Origin of the sequence: Streptomyces sp. NPDC096132 (assembly GCF_044763345.1) — a bacterium.
Taxonomy (GTDB): Bacteria; Actinomycetota; Actinomycetes; order Streptomycetales; family Streptomycetaceae; genus Streptomyces.
The window spans coordinates 17202-37919 of the sequence record NZ_JBIWGA010000050.1; the positions used below are offsets into that span (position 1 = coordinate 17202).

Here is a 20718-nt window from a genome sequence, read left to right on the forward strand (position 1 = left end):
TCACGGTGCCGGTGTCGTTTCTGACCTCCCGGGACGCGGCCGAGGACAAGATCCGCGGGCCGCCCCCGGGGGAGACGGCTACGCGACCAAGCCGTTCTGCGCGCCGTGTGGCGCCAGCCGGAGGCCTCTCCCGCACCGCTCGCCGCTCGCCGAGGCGCCCCGGGACAGAACAGCTAGCCCTGTGCGAGCACCCTCCACAGCCCTGGCGCACCTCACAGTGGGATCGGGCCACGGACTCAGGTGCTGCCTGTAAGCATCTCGATGAATCCCACGATGTCCTCCTTGAGCCGACGCAGCTCCGCCGTCCTGCCCTGTTCCACCTGCTCGAGTACGAGTTCCGCGATGCCGCCGGCCACTGCCGACACGGTCGCGGAGGAGAGTCCGGGCGCGGACGGATCCCGAGCGGGATCGGCCTCGACGAAGCGCGCGATGAGGTCCGCCCACCGGACCTGGGCTGAACGGCGCACCGCGAAGCCCTGCTCTCCCGCCGCATAGATCTCCAGCATGTGCGTGCGCGTTACGGCGGGCTGGTCCGCCAACCAGCCCAGGTATGCCTCGACAGCCGCGCCCAGCCGCTCAGGGCGCGGACCCGGTTGCGCCAGCACCTCCTCGACGTGCGACGTCAACCGCTGCGCGTTGTCCGCGTACGTGGCCAGCAAGCAGGCTTCCTTGTCGGGGAAGACGCTGTAGAACGTTCGCTTGGAGACACGCGCGTGGCGGGCAATGTCACTGATTGTTGTCTTCGCGTACCCCTTTTGCTGAACAGCGGCAGCCATACCTGCCATTACCCGGGCACGGATCTCGGACGCTGGAGTCGCTGTGGGAGGCACCCGCCCACAGTATCGCCCCCCTCGGACCACCCGGACGGCGGGAGGCGGACAACCGGCGGAGAGCAGTCAGTTTTTTTACCCTTCACCCACTCGGTACCGCGCCGTACCACTGTTACGGTACCGAGCAGTACCCAAACGGGAGGGGGACTGTCCGAGGCCCCGTCCCGAGGACGAAGGAGTCCGAATGTCCACCGAGATCAACGAGCAAGAGACGCCAAACGGCCTGGCGCGGGCTGCCCGGCATGTACGGGTGGCCGTCATTGGCGCGGGGTTCAGCGGCCTGTCGATCGCCTGCCGCCTGCGGGAACAAGGAGTCGAGGATTTCCTCATCGTCGAGCGCAGCTCGACCGCGGGCGGAGTATGGCGCGACAATACCTATCCCGGAGTCCAGTGCGATATTCCCTCGCACCTCTACTCGCTCTCCTTCGCCCCGAATCCGGACTGGGAACGAGCATTCTCCAAAGGGACCCAGATACACGCGTATCTGAGGAAGGTGGCCGCCGAGCGCCTCCTCGGCCACCAGATCTCCTACCAGGAGGAAGTGCTCCGCGCGGACTGGGACGACAGCCGGCTCCTGTGGCGGATCTCCACCAGTAAGAGGAATCTGACCGCCGACGTGCTGATCGCCTGCGCGGGACCGCTCACCGAGCCAGCCCTGCCGGACGTGCCTGGAGTGACAGCCTTCAAGGGTGTGACGATGCACTCCAACCGGTGGGACCACACGCACGACCTCACCGGCCGGCGAGTCGCCGTCGTCGGAACCGGGGCCTCAGCGGTACAGCTCATCCCCGAACTGCAGAAGGCCGTCGCTCACCTGGTTGTCCTCCAGCGGACGCCAGGCTGGGTGCTGCCACGCCCCGACCGGGCTATTCCCGCGGCCGAACAGCGCCTGCTACGCCGATTCCCGGGGCTGACCCGCCTGTACCGGATCAAGCAGTGGGCCCTGCGCGACACCCTCGGCTACCGGCTGATCCGCCGCAATCCCGGCATCCGGCGACTGCAACAGCGCCAGGCCCGGAAGTTCCTCGCCAGAACAGTGCCCGATCCGCAGCTGCGCGCCAAACTGACACCGGACTACGAAATCGGCTGCAAGCGCATCCTCATGACCAACGAATACCTGCCCGCCCTCGCCCGGCCCAACGTCACCGTGGTGGACAGCGCGCTGAGCGAACTGACCGAACAGAGCGTGATCGCGGCCAACGGCGAGGAACACCCCGTCGACGCCGTCGTCTTCGCGACCGGCTTCGACATCACCGACGCACCGGTCTTCGACCGCATCCACGGGCGGGACGGCCAGTCACTCGCCCAGACCTGGAAGGGCCGGCCGCACTTCTACAAAGGCGGCACCACCGTCGCCGGATTCCCGAACTTCTTCAACATCTGCAGCGGCGGCGCGGGAAGCGGACACGCATCCATGGTGTGGCAGGCAGAGGCACAGACCGCCTACGTCATGGACGCCCTCCGCACCATGGACAGACACCGGATCGGCTCCGTCGAACCACGCCAGGAAGCCCAACAACGCTACATGAAGTGGGTCAAGGACGAACTCGGCGCGACGGTCTGGCTCCGCGGCGGCTGCCACAGCTGGTACCTCGACGCCGACGAACTGCCCACCATCATGTGGCCCAAGAGCATGATCGGATTCCGTCGTCTGCTGCGCCGCTTCGATCTGGAGAACTTCGAGACGCGGTCTGCTCAATTCGACCAGCCCCGCCACTGATCGCTCCTGCCGGCTGCCCCGGCGCCGAAGCCGCTCGCCACCTCCACCCGGAACAGGTGAAGCACAACACCCTGCCTCGCCTTCGCCGCAGAGAGCCGCGAAGGCCGCTCGAACAAAGGAGAAGCATGCGCGCCGCCATCATCACGGGGAGCGGGACGTCCGCGTCGAAGAGGTACCCGACCCGGTTCTCACGACCGGTGAGAAGGCGAGCGGGCTCGACGCCGTCGTGCGCGTCGTCGCCTCCTGCGTCTGCGGTTCGGACCTGTGGCCCTACCGCGGCTTCGAGAAGGTCGAGGAGCCCCACCGCATAGGCCACGAGTACGTCGGCGTCGTCGAGGAAGTCGGCGAGAACGTCAAGGCCCTCAAGCCCGGCGACTTCGTGATCGCCCCGTTCCACGTCTGCGACAACACCTGTGTCAACTGCCGCAACGGCTGGAGCGTGCACTGTCTGCACGGCGGTTTGTGGGGCACCGAGGTCCAGGACCAGGGCTTCGCAGACGCCGGCCAGGGCGAACGCGTCCGCGTCCCGCTCGCCGACGGCACTCTCGTGCCCGTGTCCGGGCAGCCCGATGACGCGCTCGTCGCGGACCTGCTGACACTGTCGGACGTGCTGCCCACCGGCCACCACGCCGCCGTCTCCGGGGGCGTCCGCACGGGCTCCACGGTCGCCGTGGTCGGCGACGGAGCCGTCGGGCTGTGTGCCGTCATCGCCGCCAAGCGGCTGGGCGCGTCACGCATCGTCGCCATGTCCCGGCACACCGACCGCCAGGCCCTGGCCCGCGAATTCGGCGCCACGGACATCATCCCCGAGCGGGGCGACGACGGCATCACCAAGCTCAAGGAGATGTTCGACGGCATCGGCCCGGACGTCGTCCTGGAGTGCGTCGGCACCAAGGAGTCCATGGATCAGGCGCTGCGCTCGGCACGCCCCGGCTGCCAGGTCGGCTTCGTCGGCGTGCCCAACGCCAGGCCCCGAACTCCCGGTCGGCCAAATGTTCGATACAAACGTCGGTGTCCGAGGCGGCGTCGCACCCGTCCGCAGCTACATCGAGGAGCTCCTGCCGGAGGTCCTCAACGGCACCCTCCGGCCCGGACGCGTCTTCGACATGGAGATGCCCCTCTCCGCCATCCCCGCCGCCTACAAGGCCATGGACGAACGCCGAGCCATCAAGGTCCTCATCCGCCCGTGACCCACAGATCGGCCCCCGAGTTATGTTTTCCGCGGTCCTGCAAGAGGGCCGCTGGCCTCCGAGCCCGGCATGACTGTGTCCCCCTGTCGCACGGATGACCTGAGGGGTGGTGTCACCAGGCCCGGGAGGTGTCGTCGGAGACGCTGATGAGAGGTCCGGCCACCGCCCGGTCCGGCGCAATGCCGGACAGCTCGCGGGCGGCAGGTCTGCATAACGTGGATGCGCGCGTACGACACCACTGCCGAGGCCGGCACCGTTCAACTCTTCTGGAAGGGTGCGATGTTCGACATCAGCAGTGTGGGCGTCTTCCTCGGCCTGGACGTCGGCAAGAGCGCCCACCACGGGCACGGGCTCACCCCGGCCGGCAAGAAGGTCTTCGACAAGGCCATGCCCAACAGCGGGCCGAAACTGCGGGCGGTGTTCGACAGGCTGACCGCGAAGTTCGGCACCGTGCTGGTGATCGTGGACCAGCCCGCCTCGATCGGTGCTCTCCCCCTGACCATGGCCCGGGACGCGGGCTGCCGGGTCGCCTACCTGCCCGGCCTGGCCATGCATCTTGTTGCCGCCGCGGGGCGGTCCTTCGCCCCGGATGGAGGTCCCGGAGCGGCGTGTGGTGGGGGTCAGTCCCGCGTAGGAGGCCAGGTGGGCGGCGGTGGGGAATGCGGCGGCGTCGCCGACCTCGGCCAGGATGCGGGCACCGGTCCTGACCGCGACCCCGGGCATGGAGGTCAGGACCTTCGCGAGAGGGTGGGCCTCCAGCAGGGCGGCGATGCGTGTCTCGAGGTTCTCACGGCGTTTGAGGAGGACGGCGAGGGCTTCGGCCAGGCCGGAGACGATCTCTCCTGCCGAGGCGGTGCCGGGGACCGTGACGGTCTGCTCGGCCAGGGCGGTGGTGATCTGCTCGGCGAGGGTGTGGGCGCTGCGCATGCGCGGGGCGGTCTGGAGCATGACCTGCGTGATCTGCTCGGTGCCGGCCTGGGCCAGCTGGGCGGGGGAGCCATAAGCCTGCAGCAGGGCCAGGACGGCCGGGTGGCACAGGCGGGGTCCCAGGACGCGTTCGAGGGCGGGGTGGATGGAGGTGAGCAGGCCGCGGAGCCGGTTGGAGGTGCGGGTGGCGTCCTGGGCGAGGTCGTCGTCGTGGCCCAGGACCATGGTCAGTTCGGCCCGCACGCTCTCGTCGGCCTCGATGGAGTGCAGCAGATGGGGCACGGTGCGGGCGGCGTCGGCGATGACGTAGGCGTCGCGGGCGTCGGTCTTGCCCGTGCCGGGGTGCAGATCGGCGAGCCGGCGCATCGACAGGCCGGGCAGGTAGGCGACGTCGCATCCGCTGGCGCGGGCGACGGTGACCGCCAGGGTGCCGATGGAGGCCGGCTGGTCGACCACGACCAGGACCTTCCCCTTGCGCTGGAGGCGGGTGAACAGCTCGCGCAGCTGGGGCTCGCCGTTGGGCAGTGGTTTGTCGAAGGTCGTACGGCCATCGCGTAGCAGGGCCGTGCCGTGATGGGCGGTCTTGCCGACGTCCAGGGCACAGAAGACATCGATCGAGGTGAAGTCGTTGCTGGTCACCGGGCATTCCCTCCCCGGAGTCACCGCCGGTGGCCCGCCCGGGCACCGGAGATCGGCAGCCACATTACGCAGCCCTGCCGGTCGGCGGACACGCTTCCATCAGCGACCATCCGGTGCCACCGGGACCGGCGACAGCACCCCCGGATCATCAAGGACAGGGGCAAGGAATCATACCGGACCCGAAGGCCACGAGCCCGAACCGGGCTCCACGGAAGAAGGTAATGGGCAGGGCCGCGTGCCGCTGCTCCGCAGCGCGTGTGCATCGCGCTGGCCCTCTCGGGCGAACCCGATCTGCTGATCGCCGACGAACCGACCACCGCGCTCGACGTCACCGTCCAGGCCCAGATCCTCGACCTGCTGCGGTCCCTGTGCGACCGGCTCGGCATGGCCGTCGTCCTCGTCACCCACGACCTGGGCGTGGTGGCCGATCTGTGCGACCGGGCGGTGGTCATGTACGCCGGGCAGGTCGTCGAACGCGGCGAGGTGGAGCAGGTCCTCACCTCCCCGGCGCATCCCTACACGCGCGCTCTGCGTGCCGCCTCCCCCGAGCACGCGGTCCACGGCACTTTCCTGACCACCGTCCCGGGCACCGTGCCGCCACTCGGGAAGTGGCCCACCGGATGCCGCTTCGCCGACCGCTGTCCGTACGCCACCGCAGCATGTGAACAGCAGGCACCGCATCTGCACTCCGGGCGAGACGATTTTCTGCCTGGTATTCGGCCCCGGCGACACCGTCCTGTCCGCGGGGAGCCCGCACGTGCCGACGCAAAGGCACGCCCTTACCCCGGACGAGGCCGTCCGCCAGATCTGTCACCCGGCCGCCACGACCCTGACCCGTACAGACTGGACCGCTTACCTCCCCGGACAGGCATACCGCCGGATCTGCTGACCACTGCGGCAATGCCCTCAGCGCGGGGTGCCGACACCGCGTGTGACGGCTCGCGCCGGTGACGGGCGGGCCGCCCGGCCCGCGGGTGAGCTCCTCCGCGACACCTACGCTCGCCTCGTAGGTGGAGGGCACGAGGTCGAAGGCGAGCGGGAGCACGTCCGGGCTCTGTCGGGACCCGCGACCACCGTGGTGCTGTGAGTGCCGTCGGACGACGAACTGCTTCCGGGTCTCACCGGAAAAAGGTCCCGGAGCCGCCCTTGTCGGCACACCGGACACGCGTGGGTCGAGTGTCTAGTATCCCGGTCAGGATCAGCTCCAGCACCCGGTCCAGGCGCCGAGCGAGGTCGAAGTGGGGAGGATCGGTAGTGGTCCACCGCAGGACCACCGAGAAGTAGGCCGCCGCCAGCAGGGCCGCCGTCGGGAGATGGTCCAGGTCCGCTCTGATCTCGCCCCGGCGCACGCCCACTTCGATGATGTTCGCCAGATCCTTCTCCAAGGAGGGGTCCTGCCACAGGCGTCCGAACCTGGCGGAGGCTTCCATGAGGACCATGGACTCCTCCCGGGAGCAGGTGTTCAGCTCGGCCATCTCGTGGAAGTAGCGACGCAGTCGTTCGTCCACAGGCATGTCCTCCGCGTGCTCCCGGCCGAGGATCTCCGCGACCCGCACTCGCCGCCGAGCACCCCACTCCTCCAGGAAGCCGACCTTCTGGACGAAATGGTTGAAGACCGTGGCTCGTGCCACGTCCGCCCGCTCGGCGATCTGGTCCATGGTCGTCGTCTCGTACCCCTGGGTGACGAACAGGTGGATCGCCGTCGTGTAGAGCAGGTCGTGCATCCGCTGCCAGTTGCGCTCACGGCGGTTGGGGGCAGAAATGACGTTCACCTCCGGCTGGGTCGGACCCTCGGCTCGGGCAGGCCGCAGCTCTGCTCATCGGCCGTGGGAAGGAGCGGGAACCGGTGGCGCCGTCCGCGAAGCGGCGCACTCGGTCGCGGTCCCGTCCGATCGCGGCGGCGTTTCCGGACCGCATCCGGAAAGACTCACGGGTGCCTCCCCGGCTGCGGCTCGGCAGGCTCCCGCCGCCCCTGCGCGTGCCCGGTCGCGTCACTCGCCCAGGGGCGGGCCTTCCACCAGGTGGACAGCGTGGGCACGATGCCGCGCGGCAGGAACAGGACGACCAGCACCAGCAGGATCGCGTACACGGCGTAGTTGAGCACGCTCGGGGCGTTGGCGGGCATGCCGTCCATGGCGCCGATCTCGTTGAGCGCCTGGAGCAGCAGTGTGATCGTCACGGCTCCGACCAGGGCTCCCCGGATGGACCCGAGGCCTCCTACGACGACCATCACGAGGAACTGGATGGAGAGCAGCACTGGGAAGGAGGAAGGGCTGATGTATCCGATGAAGAAGGCGTAGATGCCTCCGGCGAGCCCGGCGAACGCGGCGGCGAGCGTGAACACCGCGAGTTTGAAACTGGCTACGTGCACCCCGCTGGAGCTCGCCGCCGTCTCGCTGGTGGCGAGGGCGCGCAGGGCACGTCCGACCCGGGAGGTGACCAGGTTCCGGGCGACCAGCACGGTGACCGCGAGCGTTCCCCAGGCCAGGTAGGCGTAGTGCGCCTCCTGGTCCAGTACGGTTCCGCCGACGGACAGGTGGGGGATGTTCTGGACGCCGATGGCTCCGCCGGCCCATTCGGCGTCCCCGAGCAGGGAGAGCAGGATGAGCTGCAGGGCGATGGTGGCGAACGCCAGATGATGACCGCGCAGCCGCAGCAGGGGGCCGCCGATCGCGGCGGCGACGACGGCCGCGGCCAGTGGTGCGGCGATCAGTGCCAGGAGCGGCGGTACGCCGTGAGTGCTCAGCAGCGCCGCGGCGTAGGCGCCGACGGCGTAGAAGGACGCCTGGCCGATGGAGACCTGCCCCGCGTAGCCCATGAGCAGGGTCAGCCCGACGGCCACTGTCGCGGACAGGCCGAGCAGGACGTACACGGACAGGTCGCTGCCGGACAGCGACTGCGGCAGGAGCAGGGTCATGACGGCCGCGGGCACGGCCGGGATCAGCCACCGGAGCCTTCTGGGCGCCGTGCTGTCGCGGGGTGATCGTGGTGCCGATGGGGCCGCGGCTGCGGGCGTGCCGTCCGGACCTGCGGACGGCTTCGGGGCCGGCTCCGCGCGACCGGGAGGTGCGGCGTTCATGTGTTCTGCCTTTCGGGTACGGGAACGGGGCCTGGCAGGGCGTCACCTTTCATCCCGCTTCCGCCATGACACTGCGCGTCCGGGACGCCTGGCCGAGCAGCAGGACGAGGACGAGGCCCAGTGCCACCACGGTCTGGTAGGTGGCGTCGCCGTAGCCCGCCACCATGGCCTGGGCCACACCGAGCAGCAGGCCGCCGCAGAGGGTACGTCCGATGTGGTGCAACGAGCCCACGATGGCGGCGGCGAAGCCATTGATGATCAGTGCGACATCGGAGTCGAACGCGGTGGAGTGCAGGGGCGCGAGAAGCACACCGGCCAGGCCGCCCAGGGCGCCGCCGATGGTGAAGGCGGCGAGGCCCATCCTGCGGACTGAGATGCCGACGACCCGGGCGGCATAGGGGTTGGAGGCGCAGGCCGACAGGGCCTTGCCGGTGTCCGTGGCGCTGAACAGTACGGTCAGCGCGGTGAAGACCACGGCGGTCGCGCCGATGACGAGCAGGTAGTGCGTCTGGATACGGGCGCCGAACACCTCCACGGCCCCTGACAGTCCTTCGGACGACCGGCCCTGGTCGCCCCAGAGCAGGACCTCCACGGCGTAGGCCAGGATGCTCAGCCCCAGGGTGATGATGAGCGCCGACTGGGGTGAGGTCCCCCGGCGTCCGGTGGCCACCAGGCCGGCCAGCAGTCCCGTGGCGGCGGCCACCACGATGCCGAGCAGTTCCGCGAGGCCGTGCGGCAGCCCGGAGTCCAGCAGCGAGATGGCGGTCAGGGCACCGAGCACGGCGAAGGTTCCCTGGGCGAAGTTCACCACCCTGGTGACCCGGTGGATCAGGACCAGTCCACTGCCCACCAGGGCGATGGCGCAGCCACTGCCGAGCCCGGTGATGAGGTAGGCGAGGAAGTCGCTCATGACCCCTCCTGAGAGTGGACGGTACCGGTGCGGGGGATGTCACGGCCGGTGGCCTTCGGGGCGGAGCCTTCCCCGGGGCCGCCGAGGTAGGCGCGCACCATCTCCGGGCTGGCCGCCAGGTCGGCGCTGTCGCCTTCCGCGCTGATCCGCCCGGCTTCCAGGACGTAGGCGCGGTCGCACAGGTCCAGGGCCAGCCGCGCGTTCTGTTCGATGAGCAGGACGGCCGTGCCGTCCTCCCTGTTGAGGCGTTTCAGATGGCGGGCGAGATCGGTGACGACCAGCGGTGCGAGGCCCAGGGACAACTCGTCGATGACGATGACCTCGGGACGGCTCATCAGGGCGCGTCCGACCGCGACCATCTGCTGCTGTCCCCCGGAGAGCCCGCCCGCCTTCCGGTGCCGTACGCGTACCAGGTCCGGCAACAACTCGTATACGCGCGAGGTGTCTCGGTTCTCCCTGCGGGCCCTTCCTCTGCCGCGCAGACACCAGGCGCCGAGGCGGAGGTTGTCGTCGACGCTCAGGTCGCCGAACATCTGTCTGCCTTCCGGCACCTGGGCGAGTCGGCCCCGCACCGTGACCGAACCGGAGGCCGGCTGAAGGATTCCGGACAGCGTGTTGACCAGAGTCGACTTCCCGGCCCCGTTGGGTCCGACGAGGGCGACCATGTCGCCGGGGGCGACCCGCAGTGAGACTCCGTCCAGTGCGGTGGACGCTCCGTAGCGGACGACCAGGCCGTGGACATCGATGACGTCGTGGCGCAACGCGTCGACGGTGTTCATGCCGCCTCCGTACCGATGTAGGCGCTGACGACCCGGGGGTCGCGGCGGATCTCGTCGGGTGTGCCCTCCGCTATGACGTGGCCGAGGTCGAGGACGGTGACGCGGTCCGCGAGACGGCTGACCATCGCGACGTCGTGCTCGATGAGCATCATGGTCAGGCCGTCGGCACGCAGTTGTTCGATGAGGAGGGAGAGCTGTTCGCGTTCGGCGGCCCGCAGCCCGGAGGCCGGTTCGTCGAGCAGGAGCAGCCTGGGCTCCGCGCACAGAGCCCGGGCCACCTGCAGCGCGCGCTGCTGTCCCAGCGGCAGCAGTTCGGCCGGCCGGTCCGCCCATGCCTCCAGGCCGACTCTCACCACGGCCTCTCTCGCACGGGAGGCGATCATTCGCTCCTCACGGCGGTGGACGGGCAGCCGGAACGCGGCGGCCGCGAACCCGGCGCGGGTGGTGGCGTGCGCTCCGACCATGGCGTTCTCCAGGACGGTCATCCCGTGGAAGGTCCGCGCGCTCTGAAAGACGATCGCGACGCCGAGCCGGGCCCGACGGTGGGGGGAGAGACGGTCGATCCGCCGTCCGTCGAGGAGGATCTCTCCCCGGTCGGCCGGGAGTTGGCCGCTGACCAGGTTGAACAGGGTGGACTTCCCCGCCCCGTTGGGGCCGATGACGCCCAGCGTGCGACCGGCGTCGACCCGGAGGTCCACTCCGTCGACGGCGTAGACGCCGCCGAACGAGCGGGCCAGACCGGTCGCCCGGAGCAGTGGCTGTGTCACTTGGCCACCTTCGCCAGCTGGGCCTTCGACCAGGCGGTGGGCACGAAGGCGCCGTCGGTGACCGTGTTCACCGCGATGTAGTCGGGTGTCAGGCCCGCGTGGTCCTTCGCGCTGTAGGTGTAGGTGCCGTTCGGTGTGGTGAGAGTCAGGCCTTCCATGGCCTTCTGGATCTTCTCGGGATCGGTGCTCCCGGCCTTCTCGATCGCTGCGGCGAGCAGCCTCACGCCGCTGTAGCCGTCCTGCGCGAACTGCGGCGGCTCGTAGCCGTGCTCCTTCTTGAAGGGGCCGGTCATCTCCTCGATCGCAGTCTTCTGCTTGCCGGCCGGGATCGTGTCGCCGACGACACCCACGGAACTGGCCACAGTGACGCCCTCGGCTGCCTTGCCGGCCGGGTCCAGCCACAGCTTGCTCGCCTGGGATCCGGTGAAGGCGAGGGGGATGTCCAGGTCTGACGCGGCGTACTGCTTGGTCAGGACGACGGAGGCGGGGCCGGTCACCCATACCGCCATGGCCTGGGCGTCGGTGCCTTTGACGTGGGTGAAGACCGCGCTGAAGTCGGTGGCGGTGTTCTCGATCTCCTCGGTGTGGGCGATCTCCACGCCGTACTCGGCGGCCTTGGCCTTCATGGCCTTGTAGCCGGAGGTGGGGTAGGCGGTCTTGGTGTCGTAGACCACGGCGATGCGGGTGATGCCCTCGGCCTGGTAGTGCTGCAGGAGCCGGTCGGCGTAGGCGGAGGCGAGGGCCGGCACGACGAAGACGTAGGGGTGTACGGGTTCCACCTGCTCGTCGGCGGGGGTGAGCGAGATGTACGGGATCTTCGCCCGGTCGACGGCGGGCAGCGTCGCCAGGGCCGATCCGGAGGAGGGCGAGCCGATCACCGCGGAGACATCCTGCGACTTGAAGTCGTTGAAGGCCAGGACCGACTGGTCGGGCTGGCTCTTGTCGTCCTTGACGGTGAGCTTCAGCTCGCGCCCCAGGACTCCTCCGTCCGCGTTGATCTGTTCCACGGCGAGTTCGGCGGCCTTACGACCCTCGGAGCCGAGCGTCTGGAGCTGCCCGGTCAGCGACGTGATCATCCCGACCTCGATGGGACCGGAGCCCTCCGAGGCGGAGGAACCGCTTCCGCACGCCGTGGCGGTCAGCACCAGACCAGCGGCGAATGCGGCAAAAGGAACGAAAGATCGCATGAAAGTCTCCCGGATGCGAACGCGGATGCGGGGAACGAGCTGGACGAAACCGTCGGCCAGGCCAGGGCACGCAGAGTCCCTGGCGGCACGGCCGACGACACACAGGAGAGGTGACCTGCCCGCATTCGCGGAGTGGCGGCCTTGCCAACGGCTCGAAGGTAGGCACCCGCCACGACCACCGTCAATGACCTGGACGCAATTTATTAGACGTAAGTCCATCAATGAATTGGAATCCATGCTCGGCGCCGGGGGCGCCGACCGCACCACGCTGCAGGCCTTGCACGCCTTGCCTCCGACCGACCCTGCGGCGCCACACCGCTTACACCGCACCGAAGCGCGCCGACGGCCTCACGCCCCGTCGAGGACCGACACGCAACCCCGACCGGTCCGCCGGCGGGCCGCGCCACGGCCCACCCCCTCCGGTCCCGCACCCGCCCCGGCGGTGCGCTGCGGAACGGGCCATCCGCCGACATCGCACGGGCGACGGAGCGATCATCAGCGGGCAGGCCGCCCCGGCGTGGCGCCGGGTTCGGACGAGCTACAGCTCAGACCAGAACTCCGTCCAGCACGATGTCGAGCATGCGGTCGAGCCGCCCGCGCAGGTCGAACGGTTCCGGCTCGGTGGCCGTCCAGCGCAGGACACCCGCGAAGTAGCCTGCCGAAATCAGCGAACCCACTTCTCCGGGGTCCACCCCTGCCCGCACTTCCCCCTTCTTCACGCCGTCCTCGATGATCCGGGCCAGTTCCCGCTCAGGGGTGGGGTCCCTCAGCAGCCGACCGAAACGCGCCGACGCCTCCATCAGCACAGCCGTCTCGGGCCGGGACTCGATGTTCAGGGTCGCCATCTCCCCGATGTAGCGCCGCAGCCGCTCCCCCACCGGCAGGTCCTCCGCGTGCTCCTGCCGCAGGATCTCCAGCACCCGAGCCCGTCGCCTGGCGCCCCATTCCTCCAGGAAGCCGGTCTTCTGCGTGAAGTGATTGAAGACTGTGGCCCGTGCCACGTCCGCGCGCTCCGCGATGTGGTCCATCGTCGTGGCCTCGTAGCCTTGCCGCGCGAACAGGCCGATCGCGACGCGGTAGAGCTGATCGCGCACCTGCTGCCGCTTGCGTTCCCTGCGGCCGGTGCCGGCGGTGTGCACTTCCGGGCTCGTCATGACCTCACACATATCACGTCCCCCTGCGCTCTTGACCGCCCGCCAGGCACATCATTAGATTCCAGATCGTTAATGGACTGGGATCCATTCATTGATGAGAGCTTGAGCCCGACTCCTTTGATCGCCCAACCCTCACCAGGAGGCAGCGTGGCTTCCGACCGCACCATCGCTGACGCGCAGCACGTCCGTCTGCGCGGCGGCTGCCATCTGTGGCAGCAGACGGCAGGGGGGTGGGGCATGAGCAACGCGGGACTGGTCGCGGGCCGTGGGGCGTCGCTGCTCGTCGACACGCTCTACGACCTGCGCCGGACCTCACGGATGCTCGACGGATTCGCGGCCGTGACCGCGCGTGCCCCGATCACCACCGTGGTCAACACCCATGGCAACGGCGACCACTGGTTCGGGAACCAGCTGGTCGAGGACACCGAGATCGTCGCCTCGCACGCTTCGCTCGCCGACATGCGCCAGGTGCAGCCCACGGACATGACCCGTCTGATGGCTCCCGACACCCCGTCCGGTCGCTTCGCCCGGCGGATCTTCGACGGCTTCGACTTCACCGCGATCCACCCTGTCCTGCCGAGCCGGACCTTCGAACGGGAACTGTCTCTCGACATCGGCGGCACCTGTGTACGCCTCATCGACGTGGGCCCCGCGCACACCGCCGGAGACACGATCGTCCACGTACCGGACGCCCGGACCGTGTACACCGGGGACATCGTCTTCGCCGGGGCGACCCCGGTGGTGTGGCACGGACCGTTCGACAACTGGGTCGCCGCCTGCGACCTGATCCTCGGCCTCGGCGCCGAGACCATCGTGCCCGGCCACGGCCCCGTCACCACCAGGGCCGCAGTGCGTGCGACACGCGCCTACCTGGAGTACGTGCACGAGCAGGCCAGTGCCCGCCATGCCGTCGGCATGAGTCCGCGGGAAGCCGCCCGCGACATCCCCCTCGGTTCCTTCACCGGCCTTGCCGAGAGTGAACGCCTCGCCGTGAACGTCCACACCGTCTACCGCGAACTCGACCCGGATCTCGCGCTGTTGGACGGCCCCCAGCTGTTCGGCTGTATGGCCGACCTCGCCTGTCCCCGCATCTCGTTCTGAACCCTCCCCCGAGCCACCCCCCGTACCGCACGGGGCTCCCTGCCCGAGGAGAAGACATGGTCTCCAGCTCCGCCCGACCACGCGCCGTGCCGACGGCCACCAGCACGCCCGCACACCACACCGGCACGCTGATCGCGGGCTGCCTGGCCGTCTGCCTGTCGACGAGCACGGCCTCGTCCCGCTGCTCGGGCCGCTGGTCCTCGACGGCTTCGGCTTCGGCTTCGGCTTCGGACTGGTCGTCGCGGCCCTCACCGCCGCCGTCAATACCGTCCCACCGAAGCTGACCGGCATGGCCGGGGCCACCACCAGCCCGGTCCGCGCCCCCGGCCAGACCCTCGGCCCCGCCATCGTCAGCGCCCTCACGCTCAGCCTCGCCGCCACACAGATCACCTCGCACCTCAACGGCGCGGGCCTCACCCCCGCCGACCACGGCACCGCCGAGCCCGTGCTCTCCGAAGGCGGCCCCATTCCCCTGCACACCGCCGAACTCGGGCCGCTCAGCACGAAGATCGCCTCGATCACCGAACGGGCCCTCGCCGACGGCTACAACACCGGGCTCCTGGTCACCGCGTGCGCGTGCCTCGTCGCGGCCGTCATCTCGGCGAAGTACATCGGCCTCAAGCCCCAGACCACCCGACTCCCCGACACCACCGGGAACTGAACATGCGATTCGCGACCTTCGAACACGACGGAGCACGGCACTCCGGGATCCTGTCACCCACCGGCGACACGATCCACCCCTTCCCCGCCGGCACCACCCTGCTGCGGCTCATCGAGAAGGGCGAGCACGCACTGCGCCAGGCCGGAACACAAGCACTCGGCACAGCGACCCCCATCGCCCTCGGGGACGTCCGCCTGCTGCCCCCTCTCCAGCCCCCCACCATCCGCGACTTCATGACCTTCGAGCAGCATGTGGAAGGCATCGCCGAGGGATACGGCGACCCTGTCCCGTACGAGTGGTACGCCCAGCCCGCCTTCTACTTCACCAACCCCTACTCCGTCATCGGAGCGCACGACGACGTCCCCGTACCACCCGGCTGCCAACGCCTCGACTTCGAACTGGAGGTCGCCGCCGTCATCGGCAAGCAGGGCCGCGACCTCACCCCGGAACAGGCACGTGAGCACATCCTCGGCTACACCGTCCTCAACGACTGGTCCGCACGCGACCTCCAGGGCTTCGAGATGCGCGTCAAACTCGGCCCCGCCAAGGGAAAGGACTCCGCCACCACCCTCGGCCCCTGGCTCGTCACCGCCGACGAACTCGACGCCCACCGCGACAGTGAGGACCGCCTGACGCTCAGGCTCCGTGTCGAGGTCAACGGCCGCACCATCGGCTGGGACACGCTGGCCAACATGGCATGGACCTTCGAGGAGATGACCGCGTACGCCTCCCGAGGCACCGAGGTACGCCCAGGCGACGTCCTCGGCTCCGGCACCTGCGGCAACGGCTGCCTCGCGGAATTCTGGGGCCGCAAGGGCAAGCTGTACCCACCGCCACTCGTCCCCGGCGACACGGTCACCATGACGGTGGAAGGCATCGGCACCATCAGCAACACCGTCGTCGAGAGCACACGGCCGGTGCCCGTACCAGTGCCGCGCGCCAGGCATGTCAAGCCTGTCACGTAGTCGACGGGACATCATCCCGCGGCCGGGCCGGATCGCACGTGTGCCCTGCGGGCCGGATCCGTCCCTTGCTCTTCGCAGGGAATCCCGGCCTTCAGGCCGGGCAGGAACGCGCCCCTGGGCCCGAAGCCGGAAGACCGCCCCGCACCGATCCGGTTGATCCGGCCGGTGTTCTCGGCTCGCGGACACCGGGAGCTGACGCCGTTGAGGCTGTTCACCAGCTGGGAAAGGGCGGTCTTCGGCGGGTTGCTCAACGAGCACATGGACGTGGTCCCCGTTGAACTCGGCACTCACTCTCCGACCGCGCACGTTTCCTGTGAGTCCCAAGAGGACATCCACAAGCGCTTACAACAAGAGCTACCCGCGAGTACAGTCACACCGCACCCGCCCTCCCCACAGAGCAGGCAAGCCTCCACAACCCCTCTTCCCCCAGCAGCGCCTTCGGCGGGGTACACCGCATGCCCAATGAGCCCGCCCAAACTTGGCATGCCCCGAACATGAACACCCTCCGGCACCTTCACGCATCACCGAGGAGACATCGATGCGAAGACTTCTCTCCTGCTTGGCGACAGGAGCCCTCGTGCTCGCCGGTATGGCCGGTGTGGCCATCGCCACGGCATCCCCCGCCACCGCAGCGGATTCCGGCTCGTTCAGCGTACTGTCCTACAACGTCGCCGGACTTCCGGAGATCCTGTCCAGCGCGTCGACCGACCGGGAGACTTCCACGACGGCGATCGGTCAGCGGATCGCGCCGTACGACATCGTCCAGGTCCAGGAGGACTTCAACTACCACGCCTATCTGTACGCCGGTGACGCCAACCACGCCTACCGCACCCCCACCAGCGGCGGCGCCGGCATCGGCGACGGGCTCAACACCCTCTCGAAGATCTCCTATGACAGCGACGACTTCGAGCGCGTCGGCTGGGACTCCTGCCAGTGGGATTCCGGCGACTGCCTGACCCCCAAGGGATTCACCTTCATGCGGGAACGCCTCGCCGAAGGCGTCTACGTCGACTTCTACAACCTGCACACCAACGCCGGCACCAGCGACGGCGACCTGGCCTCACGCGCGGACAACCTCAGCCAGCTGACCGAATTCATCCAGTCCCACTCCGCGGGCAACGCCGTTGTGGTGATGGGCGACACCAACACCCGCTACACCCGCTCCGGCGACACCATCGCCGAGTTCGTCGCGGCCAACGGCCTCACCGACGCCTGGGTGAAGAACATCCGCGGCGGAGTGGCCCCCGCCAAGGGCAGCGCCGCGCTCGTCTGCGACCAGACCGGCGCCACCGTGCCCAACACCTGCGAGGTCGTCGACAAGATCCTCTACCGTGGCAGCAGGTTCGTCACCCTCGACTCGACAAGCTACAACAACGAGCACGCCAAGTTCCTGGAGTCCGGAACCAGCCTCATGCTCTCCGACCACGACCCGATCACCGCGTCCTTCAGCTGGAGGACGAACCCCGCCTTCCAGTTCAGCGACCAGTTCGGCGGCCCCCACGGCGACTACTTCACCGACGTCAACAGCGTGCCGTGGGGCGCCCAGGCCACCACGATCTCACTGCGCGCCGGCTCAAGGGTCGACCAGGTCGCGGTGACACTGAGCAACGGAACGACGCTCACCCACGGCGGAACCGGGGGCACGGCCTCGTCACTGACCCTGGGCAGCACCGAGTTTGTGACCAGCGCATACCTGTGCCGGGCCAAACACAACGACCACACACGGATCTTCTACGCGAGGTTCACCACCAGCCTCGGCCGCACCCTCGCCGGCGGCTCCACTACGTCGGACTGCGTCACCCGCAGCGCACCCTCGGGCTGGCAGATAGCCGGTTTCCACGGGCGCACCGGCGACGAGATCGACAAGATCGGCTTCATCTACACTCCGAACGACTTCATGCTGGTGAACCGGGCCACCGGCAAGTGCCTCGACGTGAACGGCTGGTCGGCCGATGACGGGGCGAACGTCCAGCTCTGGACATGCCACGGCGGCGCCAACCAGCGCTGGCGCATCGAACCCCTGGGCGACGGCACCAGCCGGATCGTCAGCACGGTCAGCAACAAGGTGCTCGACGTCACCTCCTGCGGCACCTCCGACGGCACCGGCATCCTCCAGTGGGCATGGCTGGACAACGCCTGCCAGCGCTGGTCGCTCACCGACACCGACAGCGGGTGGCTGCGACTGCAGAACCCCAACAGCGGCAAAGTCGCCGACGTGGCGAACTGCGCGAGCACCGACGGAACCGACGTCCGCCTCTGGTCATGGCTCAACAACCACTGCCAACAGTGGCAGACACGGCCATAGCTCGCCCTCGGCGGTGGGAGGCGCTCGGCTCGGAGAATCGTGCGAGCGGCTCGGCATCGGGCCCGGCGTCCGTCTCGACCTGGAACCCCACGGCCCGGCCGACGGCCCTCCCCCGCCACCGCCGAACCACGTCGCCGACTGCGGCGGCGGGATGCTGGTGACCGTCGGCATCCCGGCCGCCGGGTGGAAACGGGAGCGGCCCGGTCGCGGCCAGGTCGTCGACACGGCGATGACCGAGGGCGCCGCCCTGATCATCGGCATCCTGCACGGTCCGTATGTCCGCGGACCGTGGCGCGAGGAGCGAGGCGGGAACCTTCTCGACGGCTCCGCCCCGCTTCTTCCACCGTACGTACGCCTGCGTCGACGGCCGCTGCATCGCCGTCGGAGCGATCGAGCCGCAGTTCTGGTCCCGTACGCTGGAACTACTCGGCCTCACTCCCGAAGGTCTCTCCCCCCGCAGCTCGACCCGGACGGCTGGCCCGAGCTGAGCGAACGCCTGACCAGGGCGTTCGCCACCCGCGGCCGGGACGCGTGGGTGGAGATCTTCGAGTCCGCCTGCCTCACCCCGGTCCTGAGCCTCTTCGAAGCCCACCACCACCCGCACAACGCCGTCCGCGGCACCTTCACCGAGGTCGCGGCCACACGCCGGTCCGCCCCGGCACCACGACTCTCCCGACCCCCGTTATCTTCTTCGCGGTCCTGCAAGAGGACCGCTGGCCTCCGGGCCCGGCATGGCTGGTCCCCCCTGTCGAACGCATGACAATGCCGTTGCCTTTGGGGCCGGCAGGGCGTTGGGCCATTCGTGTTGGTCTCGCGTCTGGAGCGGCTGGGGTTGGGTATTTTGACCCGGTCGTGCCCGCCTGAGCTGGTGGACCGGGTTGTAGGTGCGGCGGGGTGCGGTGAGAAGCGCCGTCGCCTGCTGTCGGCTCGATTCACGGTGTACTTCGTCCTCGCGTTGTGTCTGTTCCCGCGGGTCGATTACCTGGAAGTCCTGCGGCTGTTGAAGGCGGGCGAACCGGGCTTGCGGCCGTGGTCGGGAGTGAACAAGTCGTCCCTGACCAGGGCCAGGCAGAGACTGGGGTGGGCGGTGATGCGCGACCTCTTCCACGCGATGACGCGCCCCCTGGGGCAGGGCCAGGAGTTCTTCCACGGCCTGCGTGTTCTGGCTGTGGACGGAATGTTGCTGGCGGTGCCCGACTCGGCCGGCAACCGGGAGGTGTTCGGCAAATGCGGTTCTCAGCGCAGCCCTATGGGCTATCCGATGGCACGGATGGTCGCCGTGGCGGAATGCTCATCGCACGCGGTGCTGGATGCGGTGATCGGCGGCTGGAAGGACTCTGAGCGGATCGTGTCTGACCAGCTGGAGCGTCATGTCGGCGACGGCACGTTGCTGCTGGCCGATCGCGGATTCTGGGGCCTGGCCCGCTGGCACCGGCTTCGAGACCGCGGCGCCCATCTACTGTGGCGGACGGACCGCCGGATGGCCCGCAGGGTCGAAGACGTCCTGGCGGACGGAAGCTATTTGGCCCGAATCGAGGCGAACAAGCACAGCAAAGCGACCGGGACCCTCAAAGCCCCGCCGGTCCTGGTGCGGGTGGTCGAGTACCGGATCGACGGCCAGGCCGAGGTTATCCGGCTGATCACCAGCCTCCTGGACCACGAGAAGTACCCGGCCTCCGAGCTTGCCGAACTCTACGCACGACGCTGGGAGATCGAGCTCGTATTCGACGAGATCAAGACCCACCAGCGCGACAGACCCGTCCTGCGCTCACAGACTCCGGACGGCATTCGGCAAGAGATCTTCGCCCACCTGATCGTGCACCACGCCACCCGGGACCTGCTCGTCGAGGCTGCCCGCATCGCGCGGTGCACAGCGGACCGGACTTCGTTTACTCGAGCCCTGCACGTCGTCCGCCGGTCGGTGATCGCACCGACCGGCTTTTCCCCCCTCGGCACGCAGACGTGACCGTCGCCTCGGCCTCGCCGAGATCACCAGGGCCTTACTGCCCCGACGACGGTCGCGAGACTGCCCCCGGAAGCTCAAATCGTGCATCACCCCGTTCAGCAGCAAGGCCCCCGATGAACCCGCCAGCCAGCGCCGACCAGCCGTCACCATCGCCCTGAACCACAGATGGCAGTGACCCCAAAGGCAACGGCATTGGAACGCATGACCTGGGGGGTGGTGTCACCGGGCCCGAGAGGCGCCGTTGGAGACGCTGATGAGAGGTCCGACTACCGCCTGGCCCGGCGCAACGCCCGGCCGCTCGCGGGCGGCAGGTCTGCATAACGTGGATGCGCGCAAACGACGCCAACGCCCTGGCCAGCACCGCACGAACCCCGCTCGGGAGGATGGGTTGGACGACATCGACGACGTGGGTGTCTTCCTCGGCCTGGACGTCGGCAAGAGCACCCATCACGGGCGCGGGCTGACTCCGGCAGGGAAGAAGGTCTTCGACAAGCAGCTGCCCAACAGCGAGCCGAAGCTGCGGGCCGTCTTCGACAAG

The 20718-nt window shown here is 68.9% G+C and carries 18 protein-coding genes and 4 pseudogenes; 12 read left to right on the forward strand and 10 right to left on the reverse strand.

Going from position 1 to position 20718, the window contains the following annotated elements; translation table 11 throughout:
• Positions 1-236 precede the first annotated feature (236 nt).
• Entirely contained in the window at positions 237-776 is a 540-nt protein-coding gene (locus tag ACIRF9_RS49845) for a TetR/AcrR family transcriptional regulator (RefSeq protein WP_403837049.1), read from the reverse strand.
• A gap of 238 nt (positions 777-1014) precedes the next feature.
• On the opposite strand from ACIRF9_RS49845, the gene ACIRF9_RS49850 reads away from it, so the two are divergent.
• From ACIRF9_RS49850 to ACIRF9_RS49860, 3 genes and pseudogenes are all read left to right on the forward strand, one after another.
• Positions 1015-2550 carry a flavin-containing monooxygenase gene (locus tag ACIRF9_RS49850; protein WP_403837050.1) on the forward strand — a complete coding sequence of 512 codons (1536 nt, stop codon included), beginning with the start codon at positions 1015-1017 and terminating at the stop codon, positions 2548-2550.
• 226 nt (positions 2551-2776) lie between these two features.
• Positions 2777-3740: pseudogene (locus tag ACIRF9_RS49855) on the forward strand (zinc-dependent alcohol dehydrogenase family protein).
• Between the two features lie 279 nt (positions 3741-4019).
• Positions 4020-4304 (forward strand): annotated as a pseudogene (locus ACIRF9_RS49860) (transposase); the annotation flags it as partial.
• Here the strand turns inward: ACIRF9_RS49860 and ACIRF9_RS49865 are convergent.
• Positions 4254-5282, reverse strand: a pseudogene (locus ACIRF9_RS49865) (IS110 family transposase); the annotation flags it as partial. The pseudogenes ACIRF9_RS49860 and ACIRF9_RS49865 sit on opposite strands and share 51 nt — an antisense overlap.
• 192 nt (positions 5283-5474) lie before the next feature.
• A complete protein-coding gene (locus ACIRF9_RS49870; protein WP_403837068.1) occupies positions 5475-5867 on the reverse strand; it encodes a hypothetical protein in 393 nt (130 codons plus the stop codon).
• Between ACIRF9_RS49870 and ACIRF9_RS49875 the strand changes: the two genes are divergently transcribed.
• Entirely contained in the window at positions 5757-6257 is a 501-nt protein-coding gene (locus ACIRF9_RS49875) for an oligopeptide/dipeptide ABC transporter ATP-binding protein (protein ID WP_403837065.1), read from the forward strand. The genes ACIRF9_RS49870 and ACIRF9_RS49875 overlap by 111 nt on opposite strands.
• Before the next feature lie 167 nt (positions 6258-6424).
• Here the strand turns inward: ACIRF9_RS49875 and ACIRF9_RS49880 are convergent, their stop codons facing one another.
• The 7 genes from ACIRF9_RS49880 to ACIRF9_RS49910 all read right to left on the reverse strand — a co-directional run bounded on the left by ACIRF9_RS49880 (position 6425) and on the right by ACIRF9_RS49910 (position 13182).
• Complete coding sequence (locus tag ACIRF9_RS49880; RefSeq protein WP_403837051.1) at positions 6425-7078, reverse strand: TetR/AcrR family transcriptional regulator; 654 nt, start codon at positions 7076-7078, stop codon at positions 6425-6427.
• 155 nt (positions 7079-7233) lie between these two features.
• The gene (locus ACIRF9_RS49885; protein ID WP_403837052.1) at positions 7234-8238 is read right to left on the reverse strand and encodes a branched-chain amino acid ABC transporter permease; all 1005 of its coding nucleotides are present in this window, start codon (positions 8236-8238) and stop codon (positions 7234-7236) included.
• A 196-nt stretch (positions 8239-8434) separates the two neighbouring features.
• Positions 8435-9295, reverse strand: coding sequence for a branched-chain amino acid ABC transporter permease (locus ACIRF9_RS49890; RefSeq protein ID WP_403837053.1), 861 nt, complete (start codon positions 9293-9295; stop codon positions 8435-8437).
• Positions 9292-10074, reverse strand: coding sequence for an ABC transporter ATP-binding protein (locus ACIRF9_RS49895; RefSeq protein ID WP_403837054.1), 783 nt, complete (start codon positions 10072-10074; stop codon positions 9292-9294). The genes ACIRF9_RS49890 and ACIRF9_RS49895 overlap by 4 nt, the downstream gene beginning before the upstream one ends.
• On the reverse strand, positions 10071-10841 hold the full coding sequence (locus tag ACIRF9_RS49900) for an ABC transporter ATP-binding protein (RefSeq protein WP_403837055.1): 771 nt from the start codon (positions 10839-10841) through the stop codon (positions 10071-10073). The genes ACIRF9_RS49895 and ACIRF9_RS49900 overlap by 4 nt, the downstream gene beginning before the upstream one ends.
• Positions 10838-12028 (reverse strand): ABC transporter substrate-binding protein, encoded by a 1191-nt coding sequence (locus ACIRF9_RS49905; protein WP_403837056.1) that lies wholly within the window; start codon positions 12026-12028, stop codon positions 10838-10840. Before ACIRF9_RS49905 ends, ACIRF9_RS49900 begins: the two co-directional genes overlap by 4 nt.
• Positions 12029-12573: 545 nt before the next feature.
• Complete coding sequence (locus tag ACIRF9_RS49910) at positions 12574-13182, reverse strand: TetR/AcrR family transcriptional regulator (RefSeq protein ID WP_403837057.1); 609 nt, start codon at positions 13180-13182, stop codon at positions 12574-12576.
• Between the two features lie 147 nt (positions 13183-13329).
• Here ACIRF9_RS49910 and ACIRF9_RS49915 point away from each other — a divergent pair, with 147 nt between their 5' ends.
• From ACIRF9_RS49915 to ACIRF9_RS49950, 8 genes and pseudogenes are all read left to right on the forward strand, one after another.
• Positions 13330-14283 (forward strand): MBL fold metallo-hydrolase, encoded by a 954-nt coding sequence (locus ACIRF9_RS49915; RefSeq protein WP_403837058.1) that lies wholly within the window; start codon positions 13330-13332, stop codon positions 14281-14283.
• 289 nt (positions 14284-14572) lie between these two features.
• Positions 14573-14944 carry a hypothetical protein gene (locus ACIRF9_RS49920; RefSeq protein WP_403837059.1) on the forward strand — a complete coding sequence of 124 codons (372 nt, stop codon included), beginning with the start codon at positions 14573-14575 and terminating at the stop codon, positions 14942-14944.
• Between the two features lie 2 nt (positions 14945-14946).
• Entirely contained in the window at positions 14947-15909 is a 963-nt protein-coding gene (locus tag ACIRF9_RS49925) for a fumarylacetoacetate hydrolase family protein (protein WP_403837060.1), read from the forward strand.
• A 538-nt stretch (positions 15910-16447) separates the two neighbouring features.
• Positions 16448-17794 (forward strand): annotated as a pseudogene (locus tag ACIRF9_RS49930) (jacalin-like lectin); the annotation flags it as partial.
• A gap of 12 nt (positions 17795-17806) precedes the next feature.
• Complete coding sequence (locus tag ACIRF9_RS49935) at positions 17807-18214, forward strand: RICIN domain-containing protein (RefSeq protein WP_403837066.1); 408 nt, start codon at positions 17807-17809, stop codon at positions 18212-18214.
• A 151-nt stretch (positions 18215-18365) separates the two neighbouring features.
• Entirely contained in the window at positions 18366-18974 is a 609-nt protein-coding gene (locus ACIRF9_RS49940) for a CoA transferase (RefSeq protein ID WP_403837061.1), read from the forward strand.
• A 42-nt stretch (positions 18975-19016) separates the two neighbouring features.
• Positions 19017-20180 carry an IS4 family transposase gene (locus tag ACIRF9_RS49945; RefSeq protein ID WP_403837062.1) on the forward strand — a complete coding sequence of 388 codons (1164 nt, stop codon included), beginning with the start codon at positions 19017-19019 and terminating at the stop codon, positions 20178-20180.
• A 388-nt stretch (positions 20181-20568) separates the two neighbouring features.
• Positions 20569-20718, forward strand: a 150-nt coding sequence (locus ACIRF9_RS49950; protein WP_403837067.1) for a transposase, incomplete at its 3' end; no start/stop codon positions are given.